This window comes from Vibrio sp. FF266, from assembly GCF_041439695.1.
Classification (GTDB): Bacteria; Pseudomonadota; Gammaproteobacteria; order Enterobacterales; family Vibrionaceae; genus Vibrio; species Vibrio tasmaniensis_A.
In genome coordinates this window covers 44,267-70,658 of record NZ_JBGOOO010000001.1, presented here as the reverse complement: position 1 = coordinate 70,658, position 26,392 = coordinate 44,267, and the positions used below count along the sequence as shown (strand labels likewise).

Here is a 26,392-nt window from a genome sequence, read left to right as displayed (position 1 = left end):
GCTGTATATAGTTCTATATAGCTCAAAACAAGGTTATTCCCATATCAAAACCAAACCTTTGGTTTCCACTAACCAAACCCTGACATGTCATGTATGAAAAGCCGGACAATTGATTGGCATGAATTATATAAAGGAACCGGTAATGGAATTCACTGAGCAAGATAGAGATGCTTTGTACCAAACGTGGATGTCACAAAAATCTCGAATGCGAATTACGCAGATGGAGTTTTCAAAAAAGCTAGGGATGAACCAGTTGGATTTTTCACGAGTGCTAAGAGGGGAGAAAGCATTAACCATGTCTTTCGTTAGTCACTTCTGTCGTTTGCTTCATTTGGAGCCAAGGAATGTGCTCCCTTCACTTAAAGAAGACAATGAATCCGGGCCCAAAGTGGTTTATCTGAAAAGTAGAATGAGTGTTGATGGTGAGATCCAAAATGCTTATATCGAAGGCAATCAGGTGATCGTAGAGTATGCGTATACCGTTCAGAACCATTGATTTTAGATCGAGCTCTGAGTTTTACCTCTTTTTCTACAACTTTTCCACTTAGGGTATGACATACTTAGTTAATTCCTTGATTTACTTAAGTGCGTTATGAAACCTTTAAAAGTCCTTTTGCTTGTTGCAACCAGCATGTTTTTGTTTGGTTGTGCAGGCGGCCCAATTAAAACCGCGACTAAATTCACCAGTTATGAAGATTTTCAGCCTGGCCCTGATGGAGGCGTTGATTTAGTTTGGGCAAGGATAGGGCTGCGTGACGAACAACGTTTGAAATCCAAATTAGACGCTTATGACTCTGTGGTGATCGACCAAATCTTTGTGTTAGCAGAAGAAGGCACATTAGATCAGGAAGACATTCAGGAGCTCACAGATCATATGGTGAGTCGTTTGGAAGCGAAAATATCGCCTCATAAAACGATTGTCGATGAACCAACAGGGAACACGCTACGTTTGAGTATTGCCTTAAGTAATGTTGAAACGCCCAACCCGATCTTAGCCGTGACAAGCAGTGTGCTGCCGTTTGGTCTTGCGATGTCGACTATATCTAAGGTGACGACAGGTGAGCACACCAACGTTGGGAGCGCCAGTGTTGAGCTATTGGTCAGTGATGCACAAGACGGCACTCCGTTGTTTGCGGCCATCGACCGCGAAGCGGGTAATAAAGACTTTTCTACTATGATTGATTCGTTAGATGATGCCAAAGATGCGATCAACTATTGGGTTGAACGTTTAGGTGATACTCTACAGAACATCGACGACGTCTAGAAAGAGCTTGTAATGCTAGAGAAAGAGAACCTAATTAAGCTAGCCAGAATGCAAATGCCTTTTGGAAAATACGCTGGCCGCACCTTGATTGACCTACCTGAAGAATACTTGCTGTGGTTCGATAAAAAGGGCTTCCCACAAGGAGAGTTGGGCGACTTAATGCAGTTATGTTTAGCTCTCAAGATTGAGGGCTTAGATTCTGTGGTGCAACCGCTTAAATATGACTATTAGCCCTGTAGAATCTCAACAGTTCGAAACCAAAATCCCATACACATAAGTGACGAGTAGTGGTGATTTTCTGAGGAACATTCAAAAGGCAAAAACTGAATCTTGCCTTTTGAATGTTTATGAACCCAGAGTCGCCGTAACTGTAATATTCCCCCCCAACACTTCCCTCAAAGCTTCCAAATTTATGATTACTTTTAGACATTCGCATATTCATTGATGACGAGTCAGAATCGACTAGCTTTACCTTTCCCTCAGTGACCTGTACACACAGAAAGTTTATTGCTTAGTGAATAAATCATGGCCTAAAGAAGAGTGGTTTTTAACTCTGATTGAGCACGAATGAACAAGGATGTTGGTGTTAAGTTGTTGAATAGTAAGTGGGTTACTGGGTGGCTAAGAATGATAACGTGCCTTACAAAGGCGGCAATGTGTGCTTGCACGTTTTCACGCTGAATGTTGAGACCCGCTTTTATATTAAATTCATAGTATTCAGTTGGTTATAAGCAACCTTTTTGATATATTGGCTGGATGAATTAGTGCTTGCACGATATTAAAATGTTATGTGTAAAAGAGGATTATTATGTATTACCTTCCCAAGATGTTGGCTGAGAAGTTTGCTTACTTTAACAAGTTCTCGATATTGAGTATTTGGGCAATATCTTTCGTTTCGATGGTTTTATTTGCATTTATTGCATCGGCGATCGCATCATTAAATGAGCTATTAGTTGCTCCGGCGTTTAGCATTCACTTGTTGTTTGTTTTGGGAATGGTTTCGGCTAAGTTTTTTTCAAGAAAGAAAGTCATCTTAACCGGCTCAGTTGCAGTAAGAATTGCTGCATCGGTTGCGGGTGAATCGGTCGCTAAAGTTGGAATTACTCTTTCAGAAATAGTTTTCTTGATATGCTTTTACTTTTTCCTGTTCGGGTGTGTATTTTTTGCATTGTCGCCTTTGCTATTTTGGGCATACACATAACGAATAAGGATTAAGGTGTTGCGTAGCCAACACTAAATCCCAAGTGTTGAACAAGCCCGAAGCCACTTTGTTAAGTAAATTGTACGATTGAACTTGAAGGGCACATCGGTTTGAGGCTTTTCTCAAAGCGAGCGAGGCCAAGATAAGATTACGATAGCAATCTTATCAATCAGTTAGCCATTTTTCGTTTCTTTCTTCGTCACCGAGTTTATTGAGTGTTCTTGCCCAATAATGTGCACCACCACACGCTTCAACGCCTATACGCATGAGAGGCATATTTGCTATTGTAGTCAGCAGTTTAGAGCGAGTTACTGACTTATGAAGTATGACCTTACCATTTTGGTCTACGGCATGAAGACCCAAGTGGTTTTTAGCTAGGTCGATACCGCAGAAATAAGAATAATCAGACATGGTGCCTCCGGTGCAATTAAGTACCACATCAGTGTGGCAGCTCCTCGGGAGGGGGAATCCATGTCATTCGTTAGTTTGCTTCAAAGAATAGGGAAGTATCATGGAAGAAAAACGAGTAAGCATGAGACCAGCAAAACCGAATGAATTGGAATTAATTCATGCTTTAGTAACTTCAAACGACGCATGGACTAAGTTTAATGGTCCGTATTTTCCTTATTGTCACCCTTCGTTAAAGCAGTTTGAAAAGTCTTCGTTTCAACGGTTGTTAAGCGGTTTAGATTTACAGTTAATCACTGTCGATGATAACCCGATAGGAACAGTCAGCAGTTACTGGGAATGTGAAGAAACTCATTGGCTTGAAGCTGGTGTGGTAATCTACGATTCAAATTATTGGGGTCAAGGTATCGCCGCTTTGGCTCTTCCTCAATGGATCTCTTACTTGTTCAAAAATAACAGAATCGAAAGGGTCGGTTTGACAACATGGTCAGGTAATCCTCGCATGATGTCTCTGGCGTTGAAGTTGGGCTTTCAGCAAGAAGCGAGGCTAAGAAAAGTACGTTATTATGAAGGCGAGTATTACGATTCAGTGAAATATGGGGTGTTGCGTTCGGAGTGGCAAGAACGCAACTAACAAATAAGGATTAATGTGTTGCGTAGCCAACACTAAATCCCATGTGTTGAACAAGCCCGAAGCCACTTTATTAAGTAAATTGTACGATTGCATTTGAAGGGCTCATCGCTTTGAGGTACTTCTCAAGACGGGCGAATCCAAGGTAAGGTTGCGATAGCAGTCTTATCAACCAGTTAGCTTTCTTTCGTCGTCAGATCTCCTCTGATTTCATCAATGCCATTCTCCTTATTATCAATGCCTTTCGGCTAGGTGGATAGGCTCATTCCGAAACTCGCCATGTATTGGTCTTACTTTTATAGCTAAAAGTGACTGTGTCTTCGGTGAGATACTAGCGTCATGCCCCCGTTGATTGAGTGTTCTTGCCCAATAATGTGCACCACTACACGCTTCAACGCCTATACGCATGAGTGGAATATTTGCTATTGTAGTCAGTAGTTTAGAGCGAGTTAGTGACTTATGAAGTAAGATTTTACTATTTTGCTCTACGGCATGAGGGTAAAATGGCTTTTAACTAAGTCGATACTGCGCAATTAAGACTAATCAGACATGGTACCTCAGGTTCAATTAAGTACCACATAAGTGTGGCAGATTTTCGGTAGGGGGAATCCATGTCATTCGTTATGAGTGAACAGGAGTTTCAGTGGCTGTATATTTAGATTCAATAAAAGTTTCACCTAGAAGAGATATGTTAAAAGTCATAGATGAATACTCAATGTCATCAGATAGTGTCAGTCTAACTGATGATATTCGCTTCAAACTAGTAGAAATATTGCCATTGGGTTCGGTGTCTGAAGATAGTTTCGCTGAAAACGATATCGCTCTAGTTGTTCGTGTGCCATTTCATCGAAGAGGGACGTTATTGTTTGGCTTCGGAGTAATCTTAGGTTGGCGTCCTCTAGTGACAATAGAGTTTGATGTTATTTCTTTGGCTAGCGGTGAGACAATTGAAACATTGCGTTCAACAAACAAGCTTAGTTGGAGTGGGTATATTAGAGGTCTCCTACGTTTGAACTCAATCATTCATATTAAGCCAGAATTTGGGTTTGCAGACCTTGAGCCACTTATAGAACAGTCTGTATGGAGCCTTTTGAAGGAGATTCAAACTAAGTACTCATAACAAATAAGGATTAAGGTATTGCGTAGCCAACACTAAATCCCAAGTGTTGAACAAGCCCGAAGCGACTTTATTAAGTAAATTGTACGGTTGGGTTTGAAGGGCGCACCGCTTTGAGGCTTTTCTCAGGCGAGTGAGGCCAAGATAAGGTTGCGATAACAATCTTATCAACCAGTTAGCTATTTTTCGTTTCTTTCGTCGTCACATCTCCTCTGATTTCGCTAATGCCATTATTCTTATTATCGATGCCTTTCAGCTAGGTGGATAGGCTCATTCTGAAACTCGCCATGTATTGGTCTTACTTTTATAGCTAAAAGTGACTGTGTCTTCGGTGAGATACTAGCGTCATGCCCCCGTTGATTGAGTGTTCTTACCCAATAATGTGCACCACCACACGCTTCAACGCCTATACGCATAAGTGGCATATTTGCTATTGTAGTCAGTAGTTTAGAGCGAGTTAGTGACTTATGAAGTAAGACCTTACTATTTTGGTCTACGGCATGATGACTAAAGTGGTTTTTAGCTAGGTCGATACCGCAGAAATAAGAATAATCAGACATGGTGCCTCCGGTGTAATTAAGTACCACGTAAGTGTGGCAGATCCTCGGGAGGGGAAATCCATGTCATTCGTTATGTCTCCGTAAGAAGAAAGGTATAGAATGAAGTTTATATTTGTTATTATTTCTTGCATATTTACTAACATTGCTAGTGCGAATACGTTGTACAAAACTGTAGAAATAGAAGCACTTAAAGAGTTTTTGGATGTGTGTGTAATAGAAGAAAATGGTTGGTGTCTAGATAAACCAATCTACTTTGAGTCGAATAATGCTTTAGCAATAAGATTAAATATAAATCATTCGTTAATCGGGCAAGGAGAACACGATCCAGAGTTAGTGCTTGAATTAGCGATGCTTAGTAATCTTTTGATGTTTAACTCAGTAGCAGCGCAACTATACAATATAGATGAAAGTTATGTTGACCTAAAGCTCAAGGAGACTAATCAAGACAATGTGGTAGTGTTAGGTACAATTGTCTCTGATGAAAAACGTTATGTGGGCTACTATCACATAAGTAATTCAACGACTTATATGATGCACGAAATCACATCTGATTACGCAGACAGCGTAGAGTTCTATTTGGACAAAATAAATAGATAGGCGCTCTCTAAAAAGACGTAACGAATAAGGATTAAGGTGTTGCGCAGTCAACACTAAATCCCGAGTGTTGAACAAGCCCGAAGCCACTTTGTTAAGTAAATTGTACGATTGCATTTGAAGGGCACATCGCTTTGAGGCTTTTCTCAAGGCGAGCGAGGCTAAGATAAGGTTACGATAGCAATCTTATCAACCAGTTAGCTGTTTTTCGTTTCTTTCGTCGCCACATCTCCTCTGATTTCGTCAATGCCATTCTCCTTATTATCAATGCCTTTCGGCTACGTGGGTCGGCTCACTCCAACGCACCGCGATAGAGGTATCGCGACAAATAGCTCAGTGCAGAAGTGAGTGCAAGTTTCGTTGTCGGCTTTGAGTATGCAGGCGTTATAGCTCAGGTCAGATTCACCTTTCGAAAAGTCATAACTACGTTAATCACGTATAGTTTTGCCATGTGTACGTCACTTGCGTATACTCTGAGTATGAAAAGTGTATTTGTCGAATCGACCATATTTGAAAAGTACCGTAATGAATATCTCAGCGATGATGAGTTTAGGCTTTTTCAAGCTGAGTTAATGTCTAACCCAAAACAGGGGGACGTGATTCAAGGTACAGGTGGTTTGCGAAAGATTCGAGTTGCAAGTAAAGGTAAGGGCAAGCGTGGCGGCTCTCGTGTTATCTATTACTTCCTCGATGAAAAGCGTCGTTTCTACTTGCTGACAATTTATGGCAAGAATGAAATGTCCGATTTAACTGCAGATCAAAAGAAACAATTAAAGGCTTTTATGGAGGCGTGGCGTAATGAGCAATCGTGACCTATTTGCAGAGTTAAGTACTGCTCTTGTTGAGGCTAAAGAGCATTCAGAGGGTAAACTCACTCTTAAAACTCATCAAGTTAACGATATCAGTGAGTTAGATATTTCACCTAATGAAATCGTGAGTATCCGTGAACAGTTTAATATGTCGCGTGGTGTGTTTGCGCGTTTACTGCATACATCATCCCGAACATTAGAAAACTGGGAACAAGGGCGTAGCGCACCAAATGGACAAGCTGTGACCCTTCTAAAATTGGTTCAGCGTCATCCGGAAACTCTTTCGCACATCGCTGAGCTATAACAAATAAGGGCTAGGGTGTTGCGCAGCCAACACTAAATCCCGAGTGTTGAACAAGCCCGAAGCCACTTTATTAAATAAATTGTGTAATTGAGTTTGAAGGGCACATCGCTTTGAGGCTTTTCACAAGACGATCGAGGCCAAGGTAAGGTCGCGATAGCAATCTTATCAACCAGTTAGCTGTTCTTCGTTTCTTTCGTCGTCACATCTTCTGTTGTTTCGCCTGTACAATTCTCCATATACCGTTCCTGCGCAGAAATTGCCAAATTTGATCGGTTCTATTCTTCGATGAGTAACATCCAAACCAAGGTTGTGGTGCTAGTTCCCATTTTTTCTCTATGTGACGAAAAGTCTTTAGCTCTCTATTTTTTGTGTATGCGTTTTGTAAAGGCTGTAGTGTGGTAAAGAGCTTTTATCTATCGTTGCGTAAGACATTATCTAGCCAGGATAGTTTGAAGAGCTGTGTTCTTACTGTGTCTGATAACTGCACAATCGATAACGTGTAAATAATGTTATACAGGGTGTTTTAAATATAAAACACAAAATAAATTGCGTTTTTTTTTAATTAGTGATTGAAACTGTGGTTTTTACTAGTTAAGTTACAGGGAACAAGAAGATAAATGCTGATGGAAAGTGACGTGAGATAACGTGCATTCAGCCTCAAGGATAGAAAATAGGAAGAAGTAAGCAATGTTCCAGACTGATGATGTAAGAATTAACAAAGTAAAAGAGTTATTACCACCTGTTGCTGTTTTAGAAAAGTTTCCAGCGACAGAAATTGCTTCTTCTACAACCTTTGAAAGCCGCAAAGCGATCCACAATATTTTAGAAGATAGCGATGATCGCTTGCTTGTTATTGTTGGCCCATGTTCTATTCATGATACAGAAGCTGCTCTAGAGTACGGTAAACGTTTGAAAGTGCTACGCGACGAACTAGGCGATAACCTTGAAATCGTAATGCGTGTTTACTTTGAAAAACCACGTACCACTGTTGGCTGGAAAGGCCTAATCAATGACCCGTACATGAACGACACATTTAAACTAAATGACGGTCTTCGTCTAGGACGTAAGTTACTACTTGACCTAACTGATATGGGAATGCCTACGGCGAGCGAATTCTTAGATATGATCACGCCGCAATACGTTGCCGATCTAATCAGCTGGGGCGCAATTGGCGCACGTACGACAGAATCTCAAGTTCACCGTGAACTGGCTTCAGGCCTATCTTGCCCAGTTGGCTTCAAGAATGGTACGGATGGCAACATCAAGATCGCAACAGATGCAATTCGCTCTGCAAGCGCTTCTCACCACTTCTTGTCGGTAACTAAATACGGCCACTCAGCGATCGTTGAAACCGCAGGTAACCCTGATTGTCATATCATCCTACGTGGTGGTAAAGAGCCAAACTACAGTGCAGAGCACGTTGGTAAGATTAAAGAAGAGCTAGAAGCTTCAGGTCTTCCACAGAAAGTGATGATTGATTTCAGCCACGCGAACAGCTCAAAGCAGTTCAAGCGCCAAATGAACGTTTCTGATGACGTAAGTGCACAGATCTCTGGTGGTGATAAAGCCATTTTTGGTGTGATGATTGAATCTCACCTAGTTGAAGGTCGCCAAGACTTAGTTGACGGTAAAGCGGCGACGTACGGTCAATCTGTTACTGACGCATGTATTGGTTGGGAAGATACTGAAACAGTACTTCGTCAACTTGCCGGTGCTGTTGAAGCCCGTCGTAACAAGTAATCTAATTATTCAGCCAGTCGCCAAGCGGCTAAAAATTCAAAGCCCTTATTAGCAATCGCTAATAAGGGCTTTTTTGTGGTTCTTAGTTGTAAACGGAAAGTGCCTTGGACTCTTAAATGAGAAAAGACAGTAGCTCGTCGACTTTAAGTGATAGCAAAGCTCTATCTTGTCTGGTTTCTACATTAAGGCGTATTAATGGCTCGGTATTAGACTTTCTTAAGTTGAAGCGCCATGTGCCCATATTCATGCTGAGCCCGTCTGTGTGATCGATCTCAACGGCATCAACTTGATAGTGCGACAACACATAAGCCATGACTTGTTCTGGGTCTGAAACTCTGCGATTGATCTCTCCCGAAGAAGGGAATCTATCCATACTCGAACTGGTCAACTGATGAAGAGATTGTTGAGTCTCACCGATTAGTTCAATCACTAAGAGGCAAGGAATCATTCCTGAATCGCAATACCCAAAATCACGGAAATAGTGGTGCGCACTCATTTCACCACCGTACACTGCGTTTAATTCTCGCATCTTCTCTTTGATGAGCGCATGCCCAGCTTTGACTGCAACAGCCTCCCCACCAAGCTTATTGGCGACTTCAATTGTGTTCCATGTCATACGCATATCGTGCAACACTGTTGCGTTAGGCTCTTTTAACAAAAATGCTTCAGCGAGCAACCCGACAATATAGTAACCCTCAATATAATTGCCTTTTTCATCAAAGAAAAAGCAGCGGTCAAAATCACCATCCCACGCAATTCCTAGATCGGCCGAATGTTCTAGCACAGCATTTCGAGTCGCTATTTGGTTTTCTATAATCAATGGATTGGGAATACCATTTGGAAAATTTCCGTCAGGAGTATGGTGAACCTTGATGACGGTGATAGAGGCACTGAGTTCGTTAAGTTTCTTCTCCAAAGCATCAATGACATGTCCTGCGACACCGTTCCCTGCGTTCACCACAATTTTCATAGGTGAAAGCTCAGAAGGAGATATATAAGAGAGTAGGTGGTCTACATAAGGGGCGAGAATACTGGTCGATCTACTAGAGTTACTTGGTTGTGCATGAACGAACGGTAAATTGCAGTTCAGTTCTTGATTGAGTATTTTAATGCGTCGTTTGATTTCATCTAACCCACTGTTTTTACTTATCGGGCTAGCGTCCAAGCCGACCAATTTCATTCCGTTGTAATTAATTGGGTTATGGCTTGCCGTAATTTGGATTCCGCCAATGGCGCCAAGGTGGCGAGTTGCAAAGTAGACTTCTTCAGTCCCTGTCATTCCAAGGTCAACGACGGTTGTTCCAGACTCGATTAAGCCTTTGGTCATGGCTTCTTGTAATGAAAGGGACGTTTCTCGGTTATCACGACCAATCACCACTTGAGCCAAGCCATCGAATGAGGCTTCAGGTGTCGTGGATAGGGCGTATTCTCCAAATGCTTTGCCGAGCAGGTAGGCAAAGTACCCATTGATTTGGTCACCAATGATGCCGCGAATATCGTTGTTCTTAAAGCAGTTAAGGTCTAATGTTGGTTTCACTTGATTGTCGCCGCTTTATTTCGATTTGTTGTTCTGAGACGAAGAAGCTTGTTGGTTTCGAACGTCTCGCCCATAGCTGTCTTGATATCGAATGATATCGTTTTCACTTAAATGACTACCGGTTTGTACTTCGATCATTTCGAGAGGTGAGTCTCCAGGGTTCTCAAGGCTGTGGATATGGCCTAGTGGAATGTAAGTGGATTGATCTTCTTCGACGAGATACGTTTTCTCATCGTTGGTTACTTTCGCAGTACCTGCCACTACAACCCAATGCTCCGCTCTATGGTGATGCATTTGCAACGAAAGCCTATGGCCAGCGTTGACTGTAATGCGCTTCACTTTGTCTCGTTTGCCTAGATCGATCACGTCGTATTTACCCCAAGGCCTAAAGACCTCGCGATGATGGACATGCTCCGTTCGACCAGCCTGATTCAGTTGGCTAACAATCGACTTAACACTTTGAACTTTGTCTTTGTTCGCAACCAATATTGCATCTTTGGTTTCGACAATAATGAGGTTTTCGACGCCTACCGTCGCGACAAGCTTATTCTCCGCATGGATGTAGTTGTGTTGAGAGTCGACGGTTAACACATCGCCCTCAATGACGTTGTTGTGCTCATCCTTATCACTGACATCCCAGATAGCAGACCACGAACCAATATCATTCCAACCAACGTCCATCGGGATCACTGCGGCGTGTGAGGTCTTTTCCATCACGGCATAATCGATAGAGTCACTTGGGCTATTTTTGAATGCTTCTGCGTCGATACGGACAAAGTCGAGGTCGGTATTTTGCTTTGAAAGAGCTAACTGACAAGCCGCTAATATTTCTGGGTGGTGTTGAGAGAGTTCTTCAAGGTAGCGGGATGCCTTAAACATGAACATGCCGCTGTTCCACAAGTATTGCTCTGAACGTATGTATTCTTCTGCAGTTGCTTTATCAGGCTTTTCAACGAAGCAATCAATGGCATAGGCGTGATGGGTTGACTGCTCTGTAATGCGTGAGTCAGCTTGAACAAGAGGGGAAATCGGTTCTCCCTGCTTGATATAGCCATAACCCGTTTCTGGCGCGTTGGGTGTTATGCCGAATGTCACCAGTTTGCCTTGCTTCGCGTAATCAACACCACGACTGATCACTTGTTGGAATTCAGAGGTGTTAGCGATGTGATGATCAGCAGCCAGTATTAATAAGATCGGGTCTGATGCATCCTGCTCATTATTGGTTGATTTGCCTAAGGCTTGTAATGCCGCTAATGCGATGGCTGGAGCCGTGTTTCGACCGACAGGCTCTAGCAGAATACCACTATGTTGGATGTTAGCCGATCGAGCTTGTTCAGCGGCAATAAAGCGGTGTTCTTCATTACAGATAATGAATGGAGCTGCGCACTTGCTATCCGTTAGATAGTCCTCAAGACCTTGCAGGCGTTGAAGTGTTTGCTGAAGCATCGACTGTTCGCCAGCAATATTGAGAAATTGCTTAGGGTAAAGTTCGCGAGACAGAGGCCAGAGGCGACTTCCGGAGCCGCCAGCTAGGATCACAGGTAAAATCATAGAGTGGTAATTAGGTGTATTTGAATACTGGCGCCATGTTACCACGCTTCACTCTGTTTATTTATCAATAACCGACTTACATATCAATAACCGACTTACTTATCGATAACCCATCGACTTAACGGCAAGCTATAAACGATAAGCAATATAGATGTGCATGTTAATGACCTTCTGGGTTGGAAATGACTATACCTTGCGCTTCGCCAAAATCTTGAGGATCGATCTTGAGTGTTTGTGTTGGAAAAGCGATATCGGCGTTGTGCTTATGAATAATCGCTAACACTTGTAATAGAACATCTTGTTTAACTTCGTGGTATCTCACCCAGTTAACCGTTTTGGTGAAGGTGTAGATAAAGAAATTAAGGGTTGATGGACCAAACTTATCAAAGTTAACGATCAGCGTCTGTTTTGCATCAATATCTGGGTGTGTTTCGAGCATGGATCTAACTTCATCAACAATTAGAGCTAGTTTGTCTGCATCTTGATAACGAAGCCCGAAGGTTTCATTGATTCGTCGATTCAACATTCTTGATGGGTTCTCCACCACAATGTTACTGAACACAGAATTTGGCACGTATAAAGGTCGCTTATCAAAAGTGCGAATGATGGTCATACGCCAGCCAATGCGTTCGACAGTACCTTCGATTTGACGATCCGGAGATCGTATCCAATCACCGACTTTAAAGGGACGGTCGAAGTAAATCATCATGCCGCCAAAGAAATTCGACAGTAGATCCTTTGCTGCCAAACCGACGATCAATCCACCCACACCACCGAAGGTCAGTAAGCCGGAAAGACTAAGCCCAAACGCCTGCATGATGGTCAGGCCGCCCATCACCATAAAGAACAAGCGAGCGACTTTCGCGATAGCTTGTACTGTGGTTTCGTCTCTGGTTTTTTGTTCTAAGACGTACGCTTCAGTGTTGGTGATCATTCGCAAGGTAAACCAAACGAAGGTACAGATAATTAATATGTGCTTAAGTGTTTTTAACCAATTAATTTCATTGCCAAACTGATCTTGAAGAATTAACCCCACAGAGACAGTTGCAGGCCAACACCAGAGTAACGTACTGACAGGTGTTTTTAGTGCCTCTAGCAGTAGGTCATCCCAGTGGAATGGGGTTTTCTGAACCAGAATTTCTAAGCGATTATGGATAATTCGCCAAGCGACCCAAGCGAGAAAGCTCGCAATAGTGATGAATAGGACGCTGTTTGCCCAATCACTATGGCTCTGGTTAATGTAGGTTTGTACTTGGGTTATGAATTCATTCATTGTGTGTACTGCCGCAGAAATAGTGGGCTAGAAATTAGCAGAAATCACTTTTGTTCTCTACCTTTATAAATCAAGCGATTAGCTGACAATTGTATCTCTATATGGATATATAGTCGTTTTTTGTATGAAGACAATTTTATTATTTGTTTTCGATGCTACGTAGCTTTGTAAGTGGAGTAATAAATGAGTGACAAACAATATGCAGTTATTGGCTTGGGACGTTTTGGTCTCTCTGTTTGTAAAGAGCTACAAAGTTCAGGCTCACAGGTACTCGCCGTTGATATTGATGAAGAGCGAGTGAAAGATGCGGCGGCTTTTGTTTCTCAAGCGATTGTTGCGAACTGTACAAGCGAAGAGACAGTTAAAGAGTTAAGGCTCGATGAATACGACATGGTGATGGTGTCGATTGGATCTGACGTTAATTCCAGTATTCTCACAACGTTGGTCGTTAAAGAATCAGGCGCAAAAGCAGTCTGGGTGAAGGCGAATGATAAGTTCCACGGCAAGATTCTCTCTAAGATTGGTGCTGACCACATCATTATGCCCGAGCGAGACATGGGTATTCGTGTCGCGCGTAAAATGTTGGATAGACGCGTTCTTGAGTTTATCGACCTTGGCAGTGGCTTAGCGATGACGGAAATCGTTATTGGTTCTAATTTGTTGGGTAAGAAACTTGGTGACCTTAAGCTGTGTAAAGAAAATGGTGTTGAGGTACTTGGCTTTAAGCGAGGCCCGAACTTAACGAAAGCACCAGAACTGGATGTGAGTTTAGAAATTGGGGATGTGGTGATCATCGCTGGGCCGAAAGAGACTTTATCTAGAAAGCTACGCAATTGGTAATTGGTAAGTAAGGTAACAGTATGAATTCGGTAAAACGAAAAGGTACTTTCTACACCCTTAAAAGTGATAAGAAGCCACGCAAAGGCTCTGAACCTAAGATTATCCTTACGAGCTTCTTAGGTGTTCTTATCCCCTCAGCAATCTTGCTGACGCTGCCTGTGTTCTCGGTGACAGGGCTAAGCTTTACGGATGCACTGTTTACTGCCACGTCAGCGATCAGTGTGACAGGTTTAGGTGTTGTCGATACTGGTCAGCACTTCACCTTGGCAGGAAAAATCTTACTGATGTTCTTGATGCAAGTTGGTGGGTTAGGGCAGATGACCCTGTCTGCGGTACTGCTCTATATGTTTGGTGTCCGATTAAGCCTTAAACAACAAGCATTGGCAAAAGAAGCACTTGGACAAGATCGTAAGATTAACCTTCGTAAGTTAGTGAAGAAGATCATCATCTTTGCATTGGTGGCGGAGTTTGTTGGGTTTGTGTTGCTCTGTTTCCGTTGGGTTCCAGAAATGGGATGGGCAACGGGAAGCTTTTATGCACTCTTTCACGCTATATCTGCATTCAATAACGCAGGTTTCGCGCTGTTCTCAGACAGTATGATGAGTTTTGTTGATGATCCTTTGGTGATCTTTACCTTAGCGGGCTTGTTCATCTTTGGTGGACTTGGTTTTACAGTCGTCGGCGACTTATCGAGTAACTGGCGTAAAGGTTTCCAACATCTGCACTTACATAGCAAGATTATGCTAACGGCGACACCGACGTTATTGTTGGTGGGCACGGTGATGTTTTGGTTGTTGGAGAGAAATAACTCAGCGACGATGGAGGGCTTGTCGACACAAGGGCAATGGCTAGCGGCATTTTTCCAGTCTGCGAGTGCTCGTACCGCTGGTTTCAATAGTGTCGATTTGTCTCAATATACGCAACCGGCATTATTGGTGATGATAGTACTGATGTTGATTGGTGCTGGTTCGACTTCCACTGGTGGTGGTATTAAGGTCTCGACTTTCGCGGTTGCGTTTGTTGCAACTTGGACATTCTTGCGTCAGAAAAAGCATGTCGTGATGTTTAAGCGCACCGTGACTTGGCAAGCGGTAACAAAGTCATTGGCCATTATTGTGGTCAGTGGAGCGCTATTAACCACCGCGATGTTTTTGTTAATGCTGACTGAAAAGGCTGCGTTTGATCGAGTTATGTTTGAGGTGATTTCTGCTTTTGCAACCGTCGGTTTAACAGCTGGACTCACTGCAAATCTCACTGAGCCGGGCAAATACATTATGATTGTGGTGATGGTAATCGGACGTATTGGTCCTTTGACTTTGGCGTACATGTTAGCTCGTCCAGAACCTTCTTTGTTGAAGTACCCAGAAGATACGGTGTTGACGGGCTAATAATGTTAACGGGTTAATAATGCTAACAGGTTAGGATTTATAGTTCTTGTTAGTGTGTTAGAAAAACAAAGCCAGCGATATGCTGGCTTTGTTGGCATAGGTGTAGCACTAGTTTCTTTGCACTTAGCCTTCGAACATTTCCATATATTCTTCGTAGCCTTCCTCAGCCAATTTATCTGCTGGGATAAAGCGCATAGCGGCTGAATTCATGCAGTAGCGTAAACCTGTTGGCTTTGGACCATCTTTAAATACATGCCCTAGGTGAGAGTCACCAAATTTACTACGAACCTCTGTTCTTGGGTAAAGCAGCTTGTAGTCAGTGGTCGTTACGACATAAGCCTCGCTGATTGGCTGTGTAAAGCTCGGCCAACCTGTACCTGACTTGTATTTGTCTTTTGAAGAGAACAAAGGCTCACCCGTTACGATATCAACGTAAATACCTTCTTGCTTGTTATCCCAGTATTTGTTGTCAAATGGGCGCTCTGTTGCGTCGTCTTGTGTGACATCGTATTGCAGTGAAGTTAGAGATGCTTTGATCTCTGCATCAGACGGCTTGGTGTATGTTTTAGCATTATCTGTCGCATTTTTGCCATCGATGATTTGGCGGATCGTTTTCGGATTTTCTTTTCTATCATCACCGAAGATTTTATCTAGGTACTGGTCACGGCCAGAAGCGTAGCGGTAGTAGTTATAACGAACCTTGCTCTTCTTGTAATAATCTTGATGGTATTCTTCTGCTGGCCAGAATTTTTCAAACTTAATCAGCTCTGTTTTTAGTGGCTCACCAAAGATCTGAGCTTTGTCTATTTCCATCATGAAATTCTGAGCAACGTCTTTTTGCTCTTGGTTATGATAGAAAATAGCAGGTCGATATTGAGGACCTCTATCTACGAATGAGCCTTTATCATCGGTAGGATCGATGTGTCTGAAGAATTGGTCAAGTACCTGCTCATAGCTAACCACATCGGGATTGTAAGTCACGTTGATCACTTCGATGTGTCCAGACTTACCCGAGGAAACTTGTTTGTAGGTTGGATTTTCTAATTCACCACCGGAATAACCAGAGATAACGTCGGTGACGCCGGTCAGTTTTTCTAGGTCGGATTCTGTACACCAAAAACAACCACCAGCCAGTGTCGCGATTTCACTTTTACCTGAATCCATCGCTTTATCCATTGTATTGGCAGTGCCAGTCTGGCTTACAAATAGCGAAGTCAGTGGTAGTGCAACCACGAGTGATACCAATATTTTAGATAATTTATTCATAGATACCTCATCTTGACGTTTTTCTCATTCGATTTTGAATGTACGAATAGAGACAGGGTTTAGATGGAAAAAATTACACTATTCATGAAAAAATATCTCAAACAGAAAATCTTGCTCATAAATGCTGCCAGTAGTAGGGTGTCCATTATTGATATAATAGATAATGATGGCGGTTTCCGTACATCTAAGGAACAACATGCAAGCAGAAGTTAAATGGGTCGAAGGCTTTAAATTCCTAGGTCAATCTCAATCAGGTCACTCTGTCGTTATGGATGGCAGTGGCGGTGCTACCGCGCCAAGCCCTATGGAAATGGTGCTAATGGCTGCTGGCGGTTGTAGCTCTGTTGATGTGGTTGATGGCTTGAAATCTGCAGGCCAAAGCATCACAGGCTGTAATGCAAAACTTGAAACCACACGTCGTGAAACGGCACCAAAAATCTTTACTGTGATTAACATTCATTTTGAAGTGTCGGGTGAAAATCTTGATCCTGAGTTGGTTGCTAAGGTCTGTGCGGATTCATTAGAAAAGTACTGTTCAGTATGCTTAATGCTGGGTGCTGGTGTAGAGATGACCCACAGCTGGGAAATAGTCTAGTCTCTGATTGTACAGCTTGGCGGTAGACTGATTTTTACGGCTTCTACTTATAGCTGACGGCATATGGGGAGAGCCTGATAAAGGAAAGGGCGGAGCACTTGAAAGTGCTCCGCCCTTATTATTTTAATTAAGGTAGAGTGCTATTATTCAGCAGTTTCTACGATAACTTCTTCCATTTGCGCTTTTTCTTGGTATTCGAAGCTTGGGATCGTTGCGTCAACACGACGGTTTTGCGCACGACCTTCAGCTGTAGCGTTTGATGCTACAGGGTTTTCTTCCCCTTCACCTGAAGCTGTAATGCGGTCCGCTTCAATGCCTTGCTCTTCAATGTATGCGGCTACAGCAGCAGCACGCTTCTTAGAGATCATCATGTTGTACTCTGCCGCACCTGTTGAATCAGTGTGACCAACAACATTAACTGATGATTGAGGGTGAGCTTGCAGTACTTCAACTAATGGCATTAATGCAGATTTGCCTTCTGAAGATAATTCAGTGCTGTTTGTCTCAAACATACCTTGAGAGAAGCTTTCAGTTTTCGCTTTAGTAACCACAACTTCTTCTTCAACAACAATGACTTCTGGTTCGGCAATTGGCTCTGCAGGAGCCTGTGTTATAACGGCTGCAGAAGCGGCTGCTGCTGAAGCCGTTGTGTTACCTGTACCAAAGTTGTAGCTAAGGCCAACGGTAACAAGGTTAGAGTTTAAGTCTTGCACGAATTTATCATCGAAATCATCGAAGTATTGATATTCAACACGCAGTGCCCAGTCTTCAGCAAATTGCTTTTCAGCACCGATACCAAGAGACAATACTACGTCATCTTCGTCATCGTGCATGATGTAAGCCGGGCCGGCTTTGAAGAAGATATCAAATTTTTGTTGGATAGCGAGTCGATACATAGGGCTCAGAGAGATAGCGACGATTGAATCACTATATTGCTTCAAAGTTCCTGTGCTATTAAAGCTTGTATCGTAGTCTCCTAGGTAGTCTGCGCTCAGTTCAAGAGCAAACTTGTCAGAAAAGTTGTAGCCACCGTAAAGGCCACCCGCAACAGAATCATCTTCGCATTTAACGCCATCGACACAGGCACTATCTAGCCAACCCATGCCCACTTTTGCACCAACATAAGTGGTTGCAGCAATAGAAGGAGCTGCCGCTAAGCCGGAAGCTGCGACGACAGCACACATGATTTTAGAAAGTTTTTTCATAATCTTATCCTTGGATTAATTTTTATTGTTATCTGAACTGACCTGTAAAGCGATAACTTACTGGCTAAGACACTGCGACCGTAAGTAAATCAAGGCGTTGATTCAGGTAGAACTTTTAAGGAACTACTAATGTATTGTTAGTCTGATTGCGTATGATAGTCAATCGGATTGTTGGTATTCATAGTTTTCAAGGCGCTATTTATAGCTTTTTTGTTGATCAATTGTTGTCTTAAATGTTGGAAACGATGAAACCTCGTATCATTTTAAGGCGATATGAGGTTTCATCTTTTTGTGTGAACGGATTATTTGGCTACATAGCCTGAGTTGTAAGGTGGAGCGGAGGCTTAGCTGTTACGGACGCTCACCGGCTAACAAACGCTTTTCGATATCTGCAATCACTCTAGGTAAGTCGGCGATGGTATCGATCAGGTAGTGCGGGTTTGATTTGTTTAGCTTAATGCTTGCTTTTTCTCGCGCAGCTGCAAGTGTCGCTTCGTCGGCATCCACATATTCTTGGTAGGTTAAGCCTGCTTCGTTGCCTGATAGTACAAGGCCTACTGTCCACATGCCTGCGTTGTGACCTTCATCGATACCCGGTGCAGCGTCATCCACTTTCACACACGCAGCGACGTTCGTCACACCTAGGTCAATGACGTTTTTAAGTGCCATGAATGGAGCAGGGCGACCGCCTTGCGGTAAGTCGTCAGTTGCAACTACGTTGTCAGGAAGATAACCGTAATCTGCTGCAGCTGGAATTAGTACGTCCATCACCTCTCGTGGGTAACCAGAACAAGAGCCGATTTTTACGTTCTTTTCTTTTAAGTTATTCACGACTTCAATCGCGTTTAAAATTGGTGCTGCGTGGTCTGCTACTTTTGCTTTCTGAAGAGGCATGAATGCCGCGTAGATCGCATCAACGTCTTCACTGGTCATCGAGCGTCCGAATTGAGCATTCCAACGAGCGTTAACAGCTGGGATTCGACCAACTGCTTGGATGTGGTCCCATTTGCCGATCCCCATGGGTTCTCGCGCTTCTGCTAAGTCGATATCAAAGTCGAAACCTTGTCTGAATGCTTCAACGAAAATACTGGTTGGAGCAAATGATCCAAAATCAACGATAGTGCCAGCCCAGTCAAAGATAACCGCTTGGATAGGTGATGTTGTGTTCATAATAGTGTCCTATTTCTGTTCTCTCCCGGCTCAGGTTGTTCTGGGAGATGAATGATTGTTTTAAGTTATTGGCTAAATGATGGTTTAAAGGTATTCAAAGTCTTTGCAGACTTTTGCTATCGCTTTTTCGAATACAGACAGAGCGACTTCTAGTTCGCTGCGACTGATGATCAATGGTGGGCTCAACTGAATCACATTACCTTGTGACACCTTGAAACTCAGGCCATCGTTTAGACACTGGTAAAGCACGGCTTCTGCTTCATCGAAAGCTCGGGTTTTGGTGATGTGGTCAGTGACCAACTCCACCCCCCAGAGCAGGCCGATGCCGCGAACATCACCAATGACTGGGTACTTCTCTTTCATTTGAAGCAACTGTTCACGCACGAATGCGCTGTCCGCTTGTACTTTTTCAAGTAGGTTTTCTTGCTCAATCACTTCCATGGTCGCGAGTGCTGCCGCACAACCAATTGGGCTTTTCTCATGGGTGTAGTGACCAAGAGATACTTGCGCTGCCGTGTTGTATTTGTCTTTAGTGATCATGGCTGCGATTGGTACTAAGCCGCCGCCAAAACCTTTACCGATACATAGGATGTCAGGTTCGATATCAAACGCTTGGTGAGTGAACCATTCGCCACTGCGACCCATACCGTTTGGAATGTCGTCGATGATCAACATGACGTTGTGTTTGTCACAGATCTCACGGATGCGCTTCCAATAAGCCTTACTTGGCACTTGAACGTCTGTGTTACGAACCGCTTCTGCAATGAAGGCGCCAATACCGCCTTCTTTTTCAATCACATATTCTAGGTAATCGGCATAGTGCACATCACATGCAGTCTCGTTTGAATCGCTAGCGTTATTCCCACTTAATGGAAAACTATCGCGAAGCGGGAAAGCACCGCGATAAGAGACGGCTGGTGGAATGCGTTCTACGCCAGCCATTAATGGCCCCATGCCTTCGCGGAAACAAGCTTCGCCACCCACTGAAATTGCATCGAGTGACGCACCATGGAATGAGTCCCACAATGACACTACTTTGAAATTGTTGGTGACATGTCGAGTAAGTTTTAGCGCCATGCCGATAACGGATGTGCCCCCGGGAGCAAACAACACGCGATTCAAATCACCACCGCAGATCTGTGTGAGTTTTTCAGCACACTGAACGGCAGTCTCATTGGTAAAGCGACGCGGTGAAAACGGCAATGACGCCATTTGCTGAGTCACTTTATTAATAATATGTGGGTGGCCATAACCTAATTGGTGAACATTATTGCCGTGAAAGTCCATGTACTTCTTGCCCGTCGCATCTTGAATGTAGATGCCTTCTGCAGCTTCAAGCGTGTCTAGGCAAGGTGTTGACATGGCTTGATGAAGAAACACGTCAGAGTCACGCTTTAACATTGCTTGAGTCGCATCATCGTTTAGCGATTCGTTCCATTTTTCGCGTGCTGGCGTGGTGTTCACATCGCCTTCGCTTCGAAAGTGTGTGGCCTTTAGAATCGGCTCTTGATTGGTCATCGTCATTATTTGATGTCCCAGTACATAGCGTTTTCTACAGCGCCAATGAGAGCTTCAATGTCTGACGGGTAAACTTCACCGATGTTACCGATTCGAAAGCAGTCTGCGTTTGAAACCTTGCCCGGGTAAATCACAAACCCTTGTTCTTTCAAACGGTCATAGAACTCCTTGAATTGGTAATCGCTATGAGTTGGAGAATAGAAAGAGGTAATGATAGGTGAGTGAAGGTCATCATTAAGCAGTGGTTCAAAGCCAAGAGAACGCATACCTGCAACCAATGTGGTTTGGTTGGTTTGGTAGCGACTATGACGAGCTTCGATGCCGCCTTCTTGTTCCAATTCAAGTAGAGCTTGGTAGAAAGCGCGCACTGTATGAGTCGGAGAGGTGAAGCGCCATTTCCCATGGTTGCTTTCCATACAGTGCCATTGGTCAAACAAATCAAGGCTTAATGAGCGAGCTTGGCCTTTACACTTCTCGAGATCTGATTGCTTAGCAATAACAAAGCCGAACCCCGGTACCCCTTGAATGCACTTGTTTGCAGAGCTGATCATGTAGTCGATGCCTAAGTCAGCAATATCCATAGGGATGCCACCAAAGCTCGACATAGCATCAAGAATGACGGTTTTGTTGTGCTGTTTTGCCAATTTGGCAATCTCTTCAATTGGATTCAGCATGCCAGTGGTGGTTTCACAGTGGACAATCGCCACGTGAGTAATGTCTGAATCCATGGCCAATGCCGTTTCCATTTCGTTCAAGTCAGGTTGTGATGTTTCACCTTGGGAAACGACATGGCATGGAATGTTTAAGTATTCTGCGATTTGAGCAATCCGAGCCCCATACGCACCGTTGTCAACAACAAGAAGCTTACCGCTTTTAGAAATAACGCTACCGATTGTTGCTTCAACTGAAGCGGTGCCGCTACCTTGCATTAGTACGCTCGTGTAACCCGTTTGCTTAGTCGCAAAAGTCACTAGCTTGCTACGAATCACTTCAACAACGTCTTTGTTGTATTCATCATCCCACGTACACCAATCTTTTAGCATCGCTTGGCGAACGGTTTCAGAAGTAGATAGAGGACCCGGTGTCAGTAGTAGGTATTCGTTTCTCATGTTTAATTCTCGTGATTTATATTCTGGACTATACCAATATTTGCAGTTACTTTAACAACCAATTTAAACGGTCGTAAATAGCCAAAACGTTATTTTCACAAAAGCTTCATATTCAAATTTGTCACTGATGTTGAGAAATTTTCCGATCTTGAAACTGCCATTTTTTGTTCATTTAATCGTCATAAAAGTCGATTAGGTTAATACTCGCTATCTGGTACATACCAAATAAAAGTGTGTGCTCACAACCTAAATGAATTTATGGATATAGAAGCCTCTAGATGGAGCTTCTAGCCTTAACAACTTTAACCTTGGCAATTCCTAACCTTGGCATCGGGCCTGACTGGAGAAAATGATGAAAAACCGTTTTATGAAAGGATCACTCGCAGCATTAGTTACTCTATTAGCGGGTAATGCTTATGCAGCACAGGAAGTGACGGTTTACACCGCTTTTGAAACTGACATTTTAGCGAAATACAAAAACGCATTTGAAAGTGAAAACCCAGACATCAACATCAAATGGGTTCGTGACTCAACTGGGATCATGACGGCAAAATTATTGGCCGAGAAAAACAACCCTCGTGCAGAAGTAGTATGGGGTCTTGCGGGCTCTTCTATGGCTTTGCTTAAAGAAGAGGGCATTCTCAAGCCTTACACACCTCAAGGTGTAGAAGCACTGCGTTCAAACCTCAACGACCCGCAATCTACTCAAGCTTGGTACGGCAATGATGCATTCTTTAATGCAGTTTGCTTTAACGAAGTGGTGGCTAAGCAATTGAACCTACCGGCGCCTAAGTCTTGGGATGACCTAACGAAACCTATCTATAAAGGTCACATTGCTATGCCAAACCCAGCATCTTCTGGTACGGGCTACATGCAGGTTTCGGCTTGGTTACAAAACATGGGTGAAGACCAAGGTTGGAACTACATGCAGAAGCTAGACCAAAACATTGCTCACTACACGCACTCTGGTTCTAAGCCATGTGTTCAAGCGGGCATGGGTGAAGTCGCTATCGGTATTTCTATGGCGAGCCGTGGCGCTAAGCTGAAAACTCAAGGCGCTCCACTTTCTGTGATTACGCCTGAAGGCATCGGCTGGGAATCGGAAGCGGTAGGCCTTGTTAAGCCTTCTGATGCAGCACAACGTGTTATCGATTGGTCTATTTCTAAAGCGGCAAACGAGCTTTACATCGAAATGTACCCAGTTGTTGGTCACCAAGATGTGACAGGCAAAGCAGAGAACTTCCCTAATGTAGAAAAGAACATGGCAAAAATGGACTTCGCTCGCATGGGCAGTGAACGTGCAGACGTTCTTAAAACATGGTCTGAGAAGTTTGACGCTAAATCAGAGCCAAAATCTTAATCTGCTGAGTTTTTTAGTTCATGAGCTCCTTAGTTAATTATCTACTGAGCTTATTAGACACATAGTTTATTAGACACGTAGTCCATTAGATATGCAGCTCATTAGAAGTTAGGAATCAGTAAAGGAAGGCTTCGGTCTTCCTTTTTTAGTTTTACGCCTTTAGGTTTTTAGTAAGGTACAACAAATGAAAAAGCACTACTCATATTGGTTCAAGCAAGCATTGGAACAGGAATTTGGTAGCATCAATGCGGGGCTAGAATCCGTTAAACCGCTTCAAAAAGACGTTAACTGTGATATCGCCATTGTCGGCGGTGGTTACACTGGTTTATGGACTGCGATTTCAATCAAACAACAACAGCCCGAAAAACATGTTGTCGTGATTGAAAAAGGCTTGTGTGGCAGCGGTGCTTCTGGCGCGAACGGCGGGTGTATGCTGACTTGGTCAACCAAATATCCAACGCTGAAAAAACTCTATGGAAAAGAGCAAGCCAAATGGCTGGTTAAGGAATCTGAAAAAGTCATTTACGAGATCGAAGCGTTCTGCAACGAGCATAAAATCGATGCGCATCTTTATAGAAGTGGCACTTACTACACGGCAACCAATGAATCTCAAAAGGGCGGAATGAAGCCTGTCGTTAATGAGCTGGTTAAGCAGGGTATCAATAGCTGGAAGAAGTGCGACAATTCTTTGGCTGATAAAGCGGGATCTGATCGCCACATTGAGGGTTACTACTCAGAAGCTGCGGGTAGTGTGCAGCCAGCGTTATTGGCGAGAGGCTTACGCCGCGTTGCGATCGAATTGGGTGTCGAAATTTACGAAAATACAGAGATGACTTCTCTTGATTACGGCTCACCAGTTCGCGTCCAAACTGAGGGTGGGACGATAACTTCCGATAGAGTGATCTTAGCGCTCAATGCATGGATGCTCGATCACTTTAAGGAGTTCAAACGCAGCATTGTGGTTGTCTCGTCTGACATGGTAGTGACTAAGCCTATTCCAGAAAAACTCAAGCAGTTTGGTCCCGAAAAAGGAGCGGCGGTAGTGGACTCACGTATCTTTGTTCATTACTACCGTGACACTGAGGATGGACGACTCATGTTGGGCAAAGGCGGCAATAAATTCTCGTTTGCAAATCAGGTTGAAAGCATGTTCAACCAAACGACTAACTACCTGCCGATTCTCAATCAATCGTTTCAAAAACTGTTCCCTAAATTGGAACAAAGTGAATTCGATTTCAATTGGTCTGGAGGCTCAGATCGTTCGGTCACCGGATTGCCATTTTTCGGTAACCTAAAAGGCCAAAGCAACATCTATTATGGGCTTGGTTATTCAGGCAATGGCGTTGCTCAAACCCGTATGGGCGGAAAAATTTTGTCTTCAATGGTGTTAGGATATGATAACGAATGGACACGTAGTGGCTTAACTAGCGGTCCACGAGGCTATTTCCCACCAGAGCCATTTCGTTGGGTTGGAGCAATGATGGTTAGAGATGCAGTTCGAAGAAAAGAGAACGCGGAAGATTCTGGTAACACGCCATTGTGGCTGGATAAACAGTTATCCAAACTCGCAGGTGCGGCGGGCAAAGCCGACAAGGTTGAATCATAGATTAATCTAGCGTTTAAATTAGAAGTTTACATTTAGGCTCTCAGTGACTTTTTGGTTCGTCATTGAGGGCTTTCAACGTTGAACTAACTTTTAAAGCTGAACAAATAGCAATCTTTAATGCTTATTATATCTGCAATATAACTGTCATTTAGCTTCTATAAATTTGTCACTCAACTGCAATATTCTCAGTTTAAATTTGGTATATACCATATAGAGAGTGCTGTAGTATGAGCAACCAAACTTATTTGAATATTGAAAACGTTGTAAAGCAATTTGGCCAATTTACAGCGTTAAAAGACATCTCCCTATCGATAGATAAAGGCGAGTTCGTCTGCTTCCTTGGCCCATCTGGCTGTGGAAAAACCACCTTATTACGTGCGATTGCAGGTCTAGACTTGCCAACTTCAGGTTCTATTGAGCAGAACGGTAATGATACGACCTTCTTGCCACCAGAAAAGCGCGACTTTGGCATCGTGTTCCAATCTTACGCTTTGTTTCCAAATCTCACTGTGGAAGAAAATATTGCGATTGGTCTAAAAAACCAAGGCATGTCGACTAAAGAAGCCCTTGAGACTGTTGAGTCTTGGTTAGAGACGATTGGTTTACCAACGTCTGGCCAAAAGTATCCGAATCAACTGTCTGGCGGACAACAGCAGCGTGTTGCTTTGGCTCGCGCATTGGCTCTTTCTCCAGGTTTGTTGCTACTCGATGAACCGCTGTCTGCGTTGGATGCGAAGGTAAGAACACATCTGCGTGACGAGATCTGCCAACTGCAACGCAAGTTGGGTATCACCACTATCATGGTGACGCACGACCAAGATGAAGCCTTAACGATGGCAGACCGAATTGTGGTGATGAACCATGGTGTCATTGAGCAAGTAGGTGCCCCACAAGAGATCTACCAAAAACCCGTCAGTCGTTTTGTGGCTGAGTTTGTTGGCAGCATGAACTTCATTCAAGCTTCTGTCGCAGCGCAAGGCAAGATACGTATTGCTGAGTCGATGTTACCGTTGCCGGGTTTAGATAACCTCACGCCAAATCTGGGTGATGTTTTCGATATTGCCGTTCGTCCAGAGCAAATCCAGTTTGTGGATCGTTTTAGTGAGTCATTACCCGTGAGAATCGTATCAAGCGAATTCTTAGGGGCGTTTTATCGTGTTGAGTGTCAATTGCAACATGACTCCACGGCGAAAGAGATCATCGTTGATGTATCAGTCAAAGAGTTCAATCGATTGAAGCTGCGTCGCAGTGATATTCGTTATGTGGCGTTTGACCAAGAAGGCCTGAGAGCTTACCCATCGAAAAGCCTGCAAGTGATGAAAGACGAGGCGGCGTAAATAATCATG

24 protein-coding genes and 3 pseudogenes are annotated in these 26,392 nt (G+C 43.4%); 16 read left to right on the top strand and 11 right to left on the bottom strand.

The annotated features are described in order from the left end of the window. Window positions 1-142 precede the first annotated feature (142 nt). The 4 genes from ACED59_RS00310 to ACED59_RS00295 all read left to right on the top strand — a co-directional run bounded on the left by ACED59_RS00310 (window position 143) and on the right by ACED59_RS00295 (window position 2,465). A complete protein-coding gene (locus ACED59_RS00310; RefSeq protein ID WP_017097016.1) occupies window positions 143-496 on the top strand; it encodes a hypothetical protein in 354 nt (117 codons plus the stop codon). A 96-nt stretch (window positions 497-592) separates the two neighbouring features. Next, window positions 593-1,264 (top strand): DUF3313 domain-containing protein, encoded by a 672-nt coding sequence (locus ACED59_RS00305; protein WP_017097015.1) that lies wholly within the window; start codon window positions 593-595, stop codon window positions 1,262-1,264. Window positions 1,265-1,276: 12 nt separating this feature from the next. Next, window positions 1,277-1,495, top strand: a complete 219-nt coding sequence (locus ACED59_RS00300) for a DUF3820 family protein (RefSeq protein WP_009845653.1) — start codon at window positions 1,277-1,279, stop codon at window positions 1,493-1,495. 577 nt (window positions 1,496-2,072) lie between these two features. Then, entirely contained in the window at window positions 2,073-2,465 is a 393-nt protein-coding gene (locus ACED59_RS00295; protein WP_017097013.1) for a hypothetical protein, read from the top strand. Window positions 2,466-2,654: 189 nt separating this feature from the next. Here the strand turns inward: ACED59_RS00295 and ACED59_RS00290 are convergent. Beyond that, window positions 2,655-2,876, bottom strand: a pseudogene (locus ACED59_RS00290) (IS110 family transposase); the annotation flags it as partial. A 100-nt stretch (window positions 2,877-2,976) separates the two neighbouring features. Between ACED59_RS00290 and ACED59_RS00285 the strand changes: the two are divergent. Then, the gene (locus ACED59_RS00285; RefSeq protein ID WP_009845650.1) at window positions 2,977-3,507 is read left to right on the top strand and encodes a GNAT family N-acetyltransferase; all 531 of its coding nucleotides are present in this window, start codon (window positions 2,977-2,979) and stop codon (window positions 3,505-3,507) included. Window positions 3,508-3,831: 324 nt separating this feature from the next. Here the strand turns inward: ACED59_RS00285 and ACED59_RS00280 are convergent. Beyond that, a pseudogene (locus ACED59_RS00280) lies at window positions 3,832-4,037 on the bottom strand (IS110 family transposase); the annotation flags it as partial. A gap of 110 nt (window positions 4,038-4,147) precedes the next feature. Here ACED59_RS00280 and ACED59_RS00275 point away from each other — a divergent pair. Next, on the top strand, window positions 4,148-4,624 hold the full coding sequence (locus ACED59_RS00275; protein WP_102257517.1) for a hypothetical protein: 477 nt from the start codon (window positions 4,148-4,150) through the stop codon (window positions 4,622-4,624). A gap of 332 nt (window positions 4,625-4,956) precedes the next feature. Here ACED59_RS00275 and ACED59_RS00270 read toward each other — a convergent pair. After that, window positions 4,957-5,181, bottom strand: a pseudogene (locus ACED59_RS00270) (IS110 family transposase); the annotation flags it as partial. Window positions 5,182-5,280: 99 nt separating this feature from the next. On the opposite strand from ACED59_RS00270, the gene ACED59_RS00265 reads away from it, so the two are divergent. From ACED59_RS00265 to aroG, 4 genes are all read left to right on the top strand, one after another. Continuing rightward, window positions 5,281-5,778: a hypothetical protein gene (locus tag ACED59_RS00265; RefSeq protein ID WP_009845647.1), complete on the top strand. Its 498-nt coding sequence runs from the start codon at window positions 5,281-5,283 to the stop codon at window positions 5,776-5,778. A gap of 476 nt (window positions 5,779-6,254) precedes the next feature. Next, window positions 6,255-6,587: a type II toxin-antitoxin system RelE/ParE family toxin gene (locus ACED59_RS00260; RefSeq protein WP_012600340.1), complete on the top strand. Its 333-nt coding sequence runs from the start codon at window positions 6,255-6,257 to the stop codon at window positions 6,585-6,587. After that, a complete protein-coding gene (locus ACED59_RS00255) occupies window positions 6,574-6,888 on the top strand; it encodes a DNA-binding transcriptional regulator (protein ID WP_009845645.1) in 315 nt (104 codons plus the stop codon). Before ACED59_RS00260 ends, ACED59_RS00255 begins: the two co-directional genes overlap by 14 nt. A 687-nt stretch (window positions 6,889-7,575) precedes the next feature. Next, a complete protein-coding gene (gene aroG / locus ACED59_RS00250; protein ID WP_012600346.1) occupies window positions 7,576-8,628 on the top strand; it encodes a 3-deoxy-7-phosphoheptulonate synthase AroG in 1,053 nt (350 codons plus the stop codon). Between the two features lie 112 nt (window positions 8,629-8,740). Here the strand turns inward: aroG and ACED59_RS00245 are convergent, their stop codons facing one another. The 3 genes from ACED59_RS00245 to ACED59_RS00235 all read right to left on the bottom strand — a co-directional run bounded on the left by ACED59_RS00245 (window position 8,741) and on the right by ACED59_RS00235 (window position 12,989). After that, window positions 8,741-10,165: a phosphomannomutase CpsG gene (locus ACED59_RS00245; protein WP_371704957.1), complete on the bottom strand. Its 1,425-nt coding sequence runs from the start codon at window positions 10,163-10,165 to the stop codon at window positions 8,741-8,743. Between the two features lie 15 nt (window positions 10,166-10,180). Continuing rightward, entirely contained in the window at window positions 10,181-11,716 is a 1,536-nt protein-coding gene (locus ACED59_RS00240) for a mannose-1-phosphate guanylyltransferase/mannose-6-phosphate isomerase (RefSeq protein WP_029223993.1), read from the bottom strand. Window positions 11,717-11,876: 160 nt separating this feature from the next. After that, window positions 11,877-12,989, bottom strand: a complete 1,113-nt coding sequence (locus tag ACED59_RS00235; RefSeq protein WP_017098402.1) for a mechanosensitive ion channel family protein — start codon at window positions 12,987-12,989, stop codon at window positions 11,877-11,879. 183 nt (window positions 12,990-13,172) lie between these two features. Here ACED59_RS00235 and ACED59_RS00230 point away from each other — a divergent pair, with 183 nt between their 5' ends. Next, window positions 13,173-13,829: a TrkA family potassium uptake protein gene (locus ACED59_RS00230; protein ID WP_017098401.1), complete on the top strand. Its 657-nt coding sequence runs from the start codon at window positions 13,173-13,175 to the stop codon at window positions 13,827-13,829. Window positions 13,830-13,849: 20 nt separating this feature from the next. After that, window positions 13,850-15,217 (top strand): TrkH family potassium uptake protein, encoded by a 1,368-nt coding sequence (locus ACED59_RS00225; RefSeq protein WP_017098400.1) that lies wholly within the window; start codon window positions 13,850-13,852, stop codon window positions 15,215-15,217. A 123-nt stretch (window positions 15,218-15,340) separates the two neighbouring features. Here ACED59_RS00225 and msrB read toward each other — a convergent pair whose 3' ends face one another. Then, window positions 15,341-16,483: a peptide-methionine (R)-S-oxide reductase MsrB gene (gene msrB / locus ACED59_RS00220; RefSeq protein WP_017098399.1), complete on the bottom strand. Its 1,143-nt coding sequence runs from the start codon at window positions 16,481-16,483 to the stop codon at window positions 15,341-15,343. A 196-nt stretch (window positions 16,484-16,679) separates the two neighbouring features. On the opposite strand from msrB, the gene ACED59_RS00215 reads away from it, so the two are divergent. After that, entirely contained in the window at window positions 16,680-17,078 is a 399-nt protein-coding gene (locus tag ACED59_RS00215) for an OsmC family protein (RefSeq protein WP_017098397.1), read from the top strand. Window positions 17,079-17,221: 143 nt separating this feature from the next. On the opposite strand, the gene ACED59_RS00210 is transcribed toward ACED59_RS00215, so the two are convergent. The 4 genes from ACED59_RS00210 to phnW form a co-directional block, all read right to left on the bottom strand. After that, complete coding sequence (locus ACED59_RS00210) at window positions 17,222-18,283, bottom strand: OmpA family protein (RefSeq protein WP_009845636.1); 1,062 nt, start codon at window positions 18,281-18,283, stop codon at window positions 17,222-17,224. A 351-nt stretch (window positions 18,284-18,634) separates the two neighbouring features. Further along, a complete protein-coding gene (gene phnX / locus ACED59_RS00205) occupies window positions 18,635-19,453 on the bottom strand; it encodes a phosphonoacetaldehyde hydrolase (RefSeq protein WP_012600354.1) in 819 nt (272 codons plus the stop codon). Between the two features lie 84 nt (window positions 19,454-19,537). Beyond that, window positions 19,538-20,977, bottom strand: a complete 1,440-nt coding sequence (locus tag ACED59_RS00200) for an aspartate aminotransferase family protein (RefSeq protein ID WP_017098396.1) — start codon at window positions 20,975-20,977, stop codon at window positions 19,538-19,540. Beyond that, a complete protein-coding gene (gene phnW, locus ACED59_RS00195; protein WP_017098395.1) occupies window positions 20,977-22,080 on the bottom strand; it encodes a 2-aminoethylphosphonate--pyruvate transaminase in 1,104 nt (367 codons plus the stop codon). Before phnW ends, ACED59_RS00200 begins: the two co-directional genes overlap by 1 nt. 349 nt (window positions 22,081-22,429) lie before the next feature. On the opposite strand from phnW, the gene ACED59_RS00190 reads away from it, so the two are divergent. The 3 genes from ACED59_RS00190 to ACED59_RS00180 all read left to right on the top strand — a co-directional run bounded on the left by ACED59_RS00190 (window position 22,430) and on the right by ACED59_RS00180 (window position 26,383). Further along, window positions 22,430-23,440, top strand: coding sequence for a putative 2-aminoethylphosphonate ABC transporter substrate-binding protein (locus ACED59_RS00190; RefSeq protein ID WP_017094998.1), 1,011 nt, complete (start codon window positions 22,430-22,432; stop codon window positions 23,438-23,440). Window positions 23,441-23,624: 184 nt separating this feature from the next. Continuing rightward, entirely contained in the window at window positions 23,625-25,046 is a 1,422-nt protein-coding gene (locus ACED59_RS00185; RefSeq protein ID WP_017098394.1) for an FAD-dependent oxidoreductase, read from the top strand. A 227-nt stretch (window positions 25,047-25,273) separates the two neighbouring features. Continuing rightward, window positions 25,274-26,383: a putative 2-aminoethylphosphonate ABC transporter ATP-binding protein gene (locus ACED59_RS00180; RefSeq protein ID WP_102481483.1), complete on the top strand. Its 1,110-nt coding sequence runs from the start codon at window positions 25,274-25,276 to the stop codon at window positions 26,381-26,383. Window positions 26,384-26,392 lie beyond the last annotated feature (9 nt).

Bases quoted from the DNA above. Each gene is read 5' to 3' on its own strand.
- ACED59_RS00185 (WP_017098394.1), top strand. From the start codon at position 23,625: ATGAAAAAGCACTACTCATATTGGTTCAAGCAAGCATTGGAACAGGAA.
- ACED59_RS00230 (WP_017098401.1), top strand. From the start codon at position 13,173: ATGAGTGACAAACAATATGCAGTTATTGGCTTGGGACGTTTTGGTCTC.
- ACED59_RS00295 (WP_017097013.1), top strand. From the start codon at position 2,073: ATGTATTACCTTCCCAAGATGTTGGCTGAGAAGTTTGCTTACTTTAAC.
- ACED59_RS00215 (WP_017098397.1), top strand. From the start codon at position 16,680: ATGCAAGCAGAAGTTAAATGGGTCGAAGGCTTTAAATTCCTAGGTCAA.
- phnX (WP_012600354.1), bottom strand. From the start codon at position 19,453: ATGAACACAACATCACCTATCCAAGCGGTTATCTTTGACTGGGCTGGC.
- ACED59_RS00260 (WP_012600340.1), top strand. From the start codon at position 6,255: ATGAAAAGTGTATTTGTCGAATCGACCATATTTGAAAAGTACCGTAAT.
- ACED59_RS00305 (WP_017097015.1), top strand. From the start codon at position 593: ATGAAACCTTTAAAAGTCCTTTTGCTTGTTGCAACCAGCATGTTTTTG.
- ACED59_RS00265 (WP_009845647.1), top strand. From the start codon at position 5,281: ATGAAGTTTATATTTGTTATTATTTCTTGCATATTTACTAACATTGCT.
- msrB (WP_017098399.1), bottom strand. From the start codon at position 16,483: ATGAATAAATTATCTAAAATATTGGTATCACTCGTGGTTGCACTACCA.
- ACED59_RS00225 (WP_017098400.1), top strand. From the start codon at position 13,850: ATGAATTCGGTAAAACGAAAAGGTACTTTCTACACCCTTAAAAGTGAT.
- ACED59_RS00240 (WP_029223993.1), bottom strand. From the start codon at position 11,716: ATGATTTTACCTGTGATCCTAGCTGGCGGCTCCGGAAGTCGCCTCTGG.
- ACED59_RS00200 (WP_017098396.1), bottom strand. From the start codon at position 20,977: ATGACGATGACCAATCAAGAGCCGATTCTAAAGGCCACACACTTTCGA.
- ACED59_RS00300 (WP_009845653.1), top strand. From the start codon at position 1,277: ATGCTAGAGAAAGAGAACCTAATTAAGCTAGCCAGAATGCAAATGCCT.
- ACED59_RS00235 (WP_017098402.1), bottom strand. From the start codon at position 12,989: ATGAATGAATTCATAACCCAAGTACAAACCTACATTAACCAGAGCCAT.
- ACED59_RS00255 (WP_009845645.1), top strand. From the start codon at position 6,574: ATGAGCAATCGTGACCTATTTGCAGAGTTAAGTACTGCTCTTGTTGAG.
- aroG (WP_012600346.1), top strand. From the start codon at position 7,576: ATGTTCCAGACTGATGATGTAAGAATTAACAAAGTAAAAGAGTTATTA.
- ACED59_RS00310 (WP_017097016.1), top strand. From the start codon at position 143: ATGGAATTCACTGAGCAAGATAGAGATGCTTTGTACCAAACGTGGATG.
- ACED59_RS00180 (WP_102481483.1), top strand. From the start codon at position 25,274: ATGAGCAACCAAACTTATTTGAATATTGAAAACGTTGTAAAGCAATTT.
- ACED59_RS00210 (WP_009845636.1), bottom strand. From the start codon at position 18,283: ATGAAAAAACTTTCTAAAATCATGTGTGCTGTCGTCGCAGCTTCCGGC.
- ACED59_RS00285 (WP_009845650.1), top strand. From the start codon at position 2,977: ATGGAAGAAAAACGAGTAAGCATGAGACCAGCAAAACCGAATGAATTG.
- phnW (WP_017098395.1), bottom strand. From the start codon at position 22,080: ATGAGAAACGAATACCTACTACTGACACCGGGTCCTCTATCTACTTCT.
- ACED59_RS00190 (WP_017094998.1), top strand. From the start codon at position 22,430: ATGATGAAAAACCGTTTTATGAAAGGATCACTCGCAGCATTAGTTACT.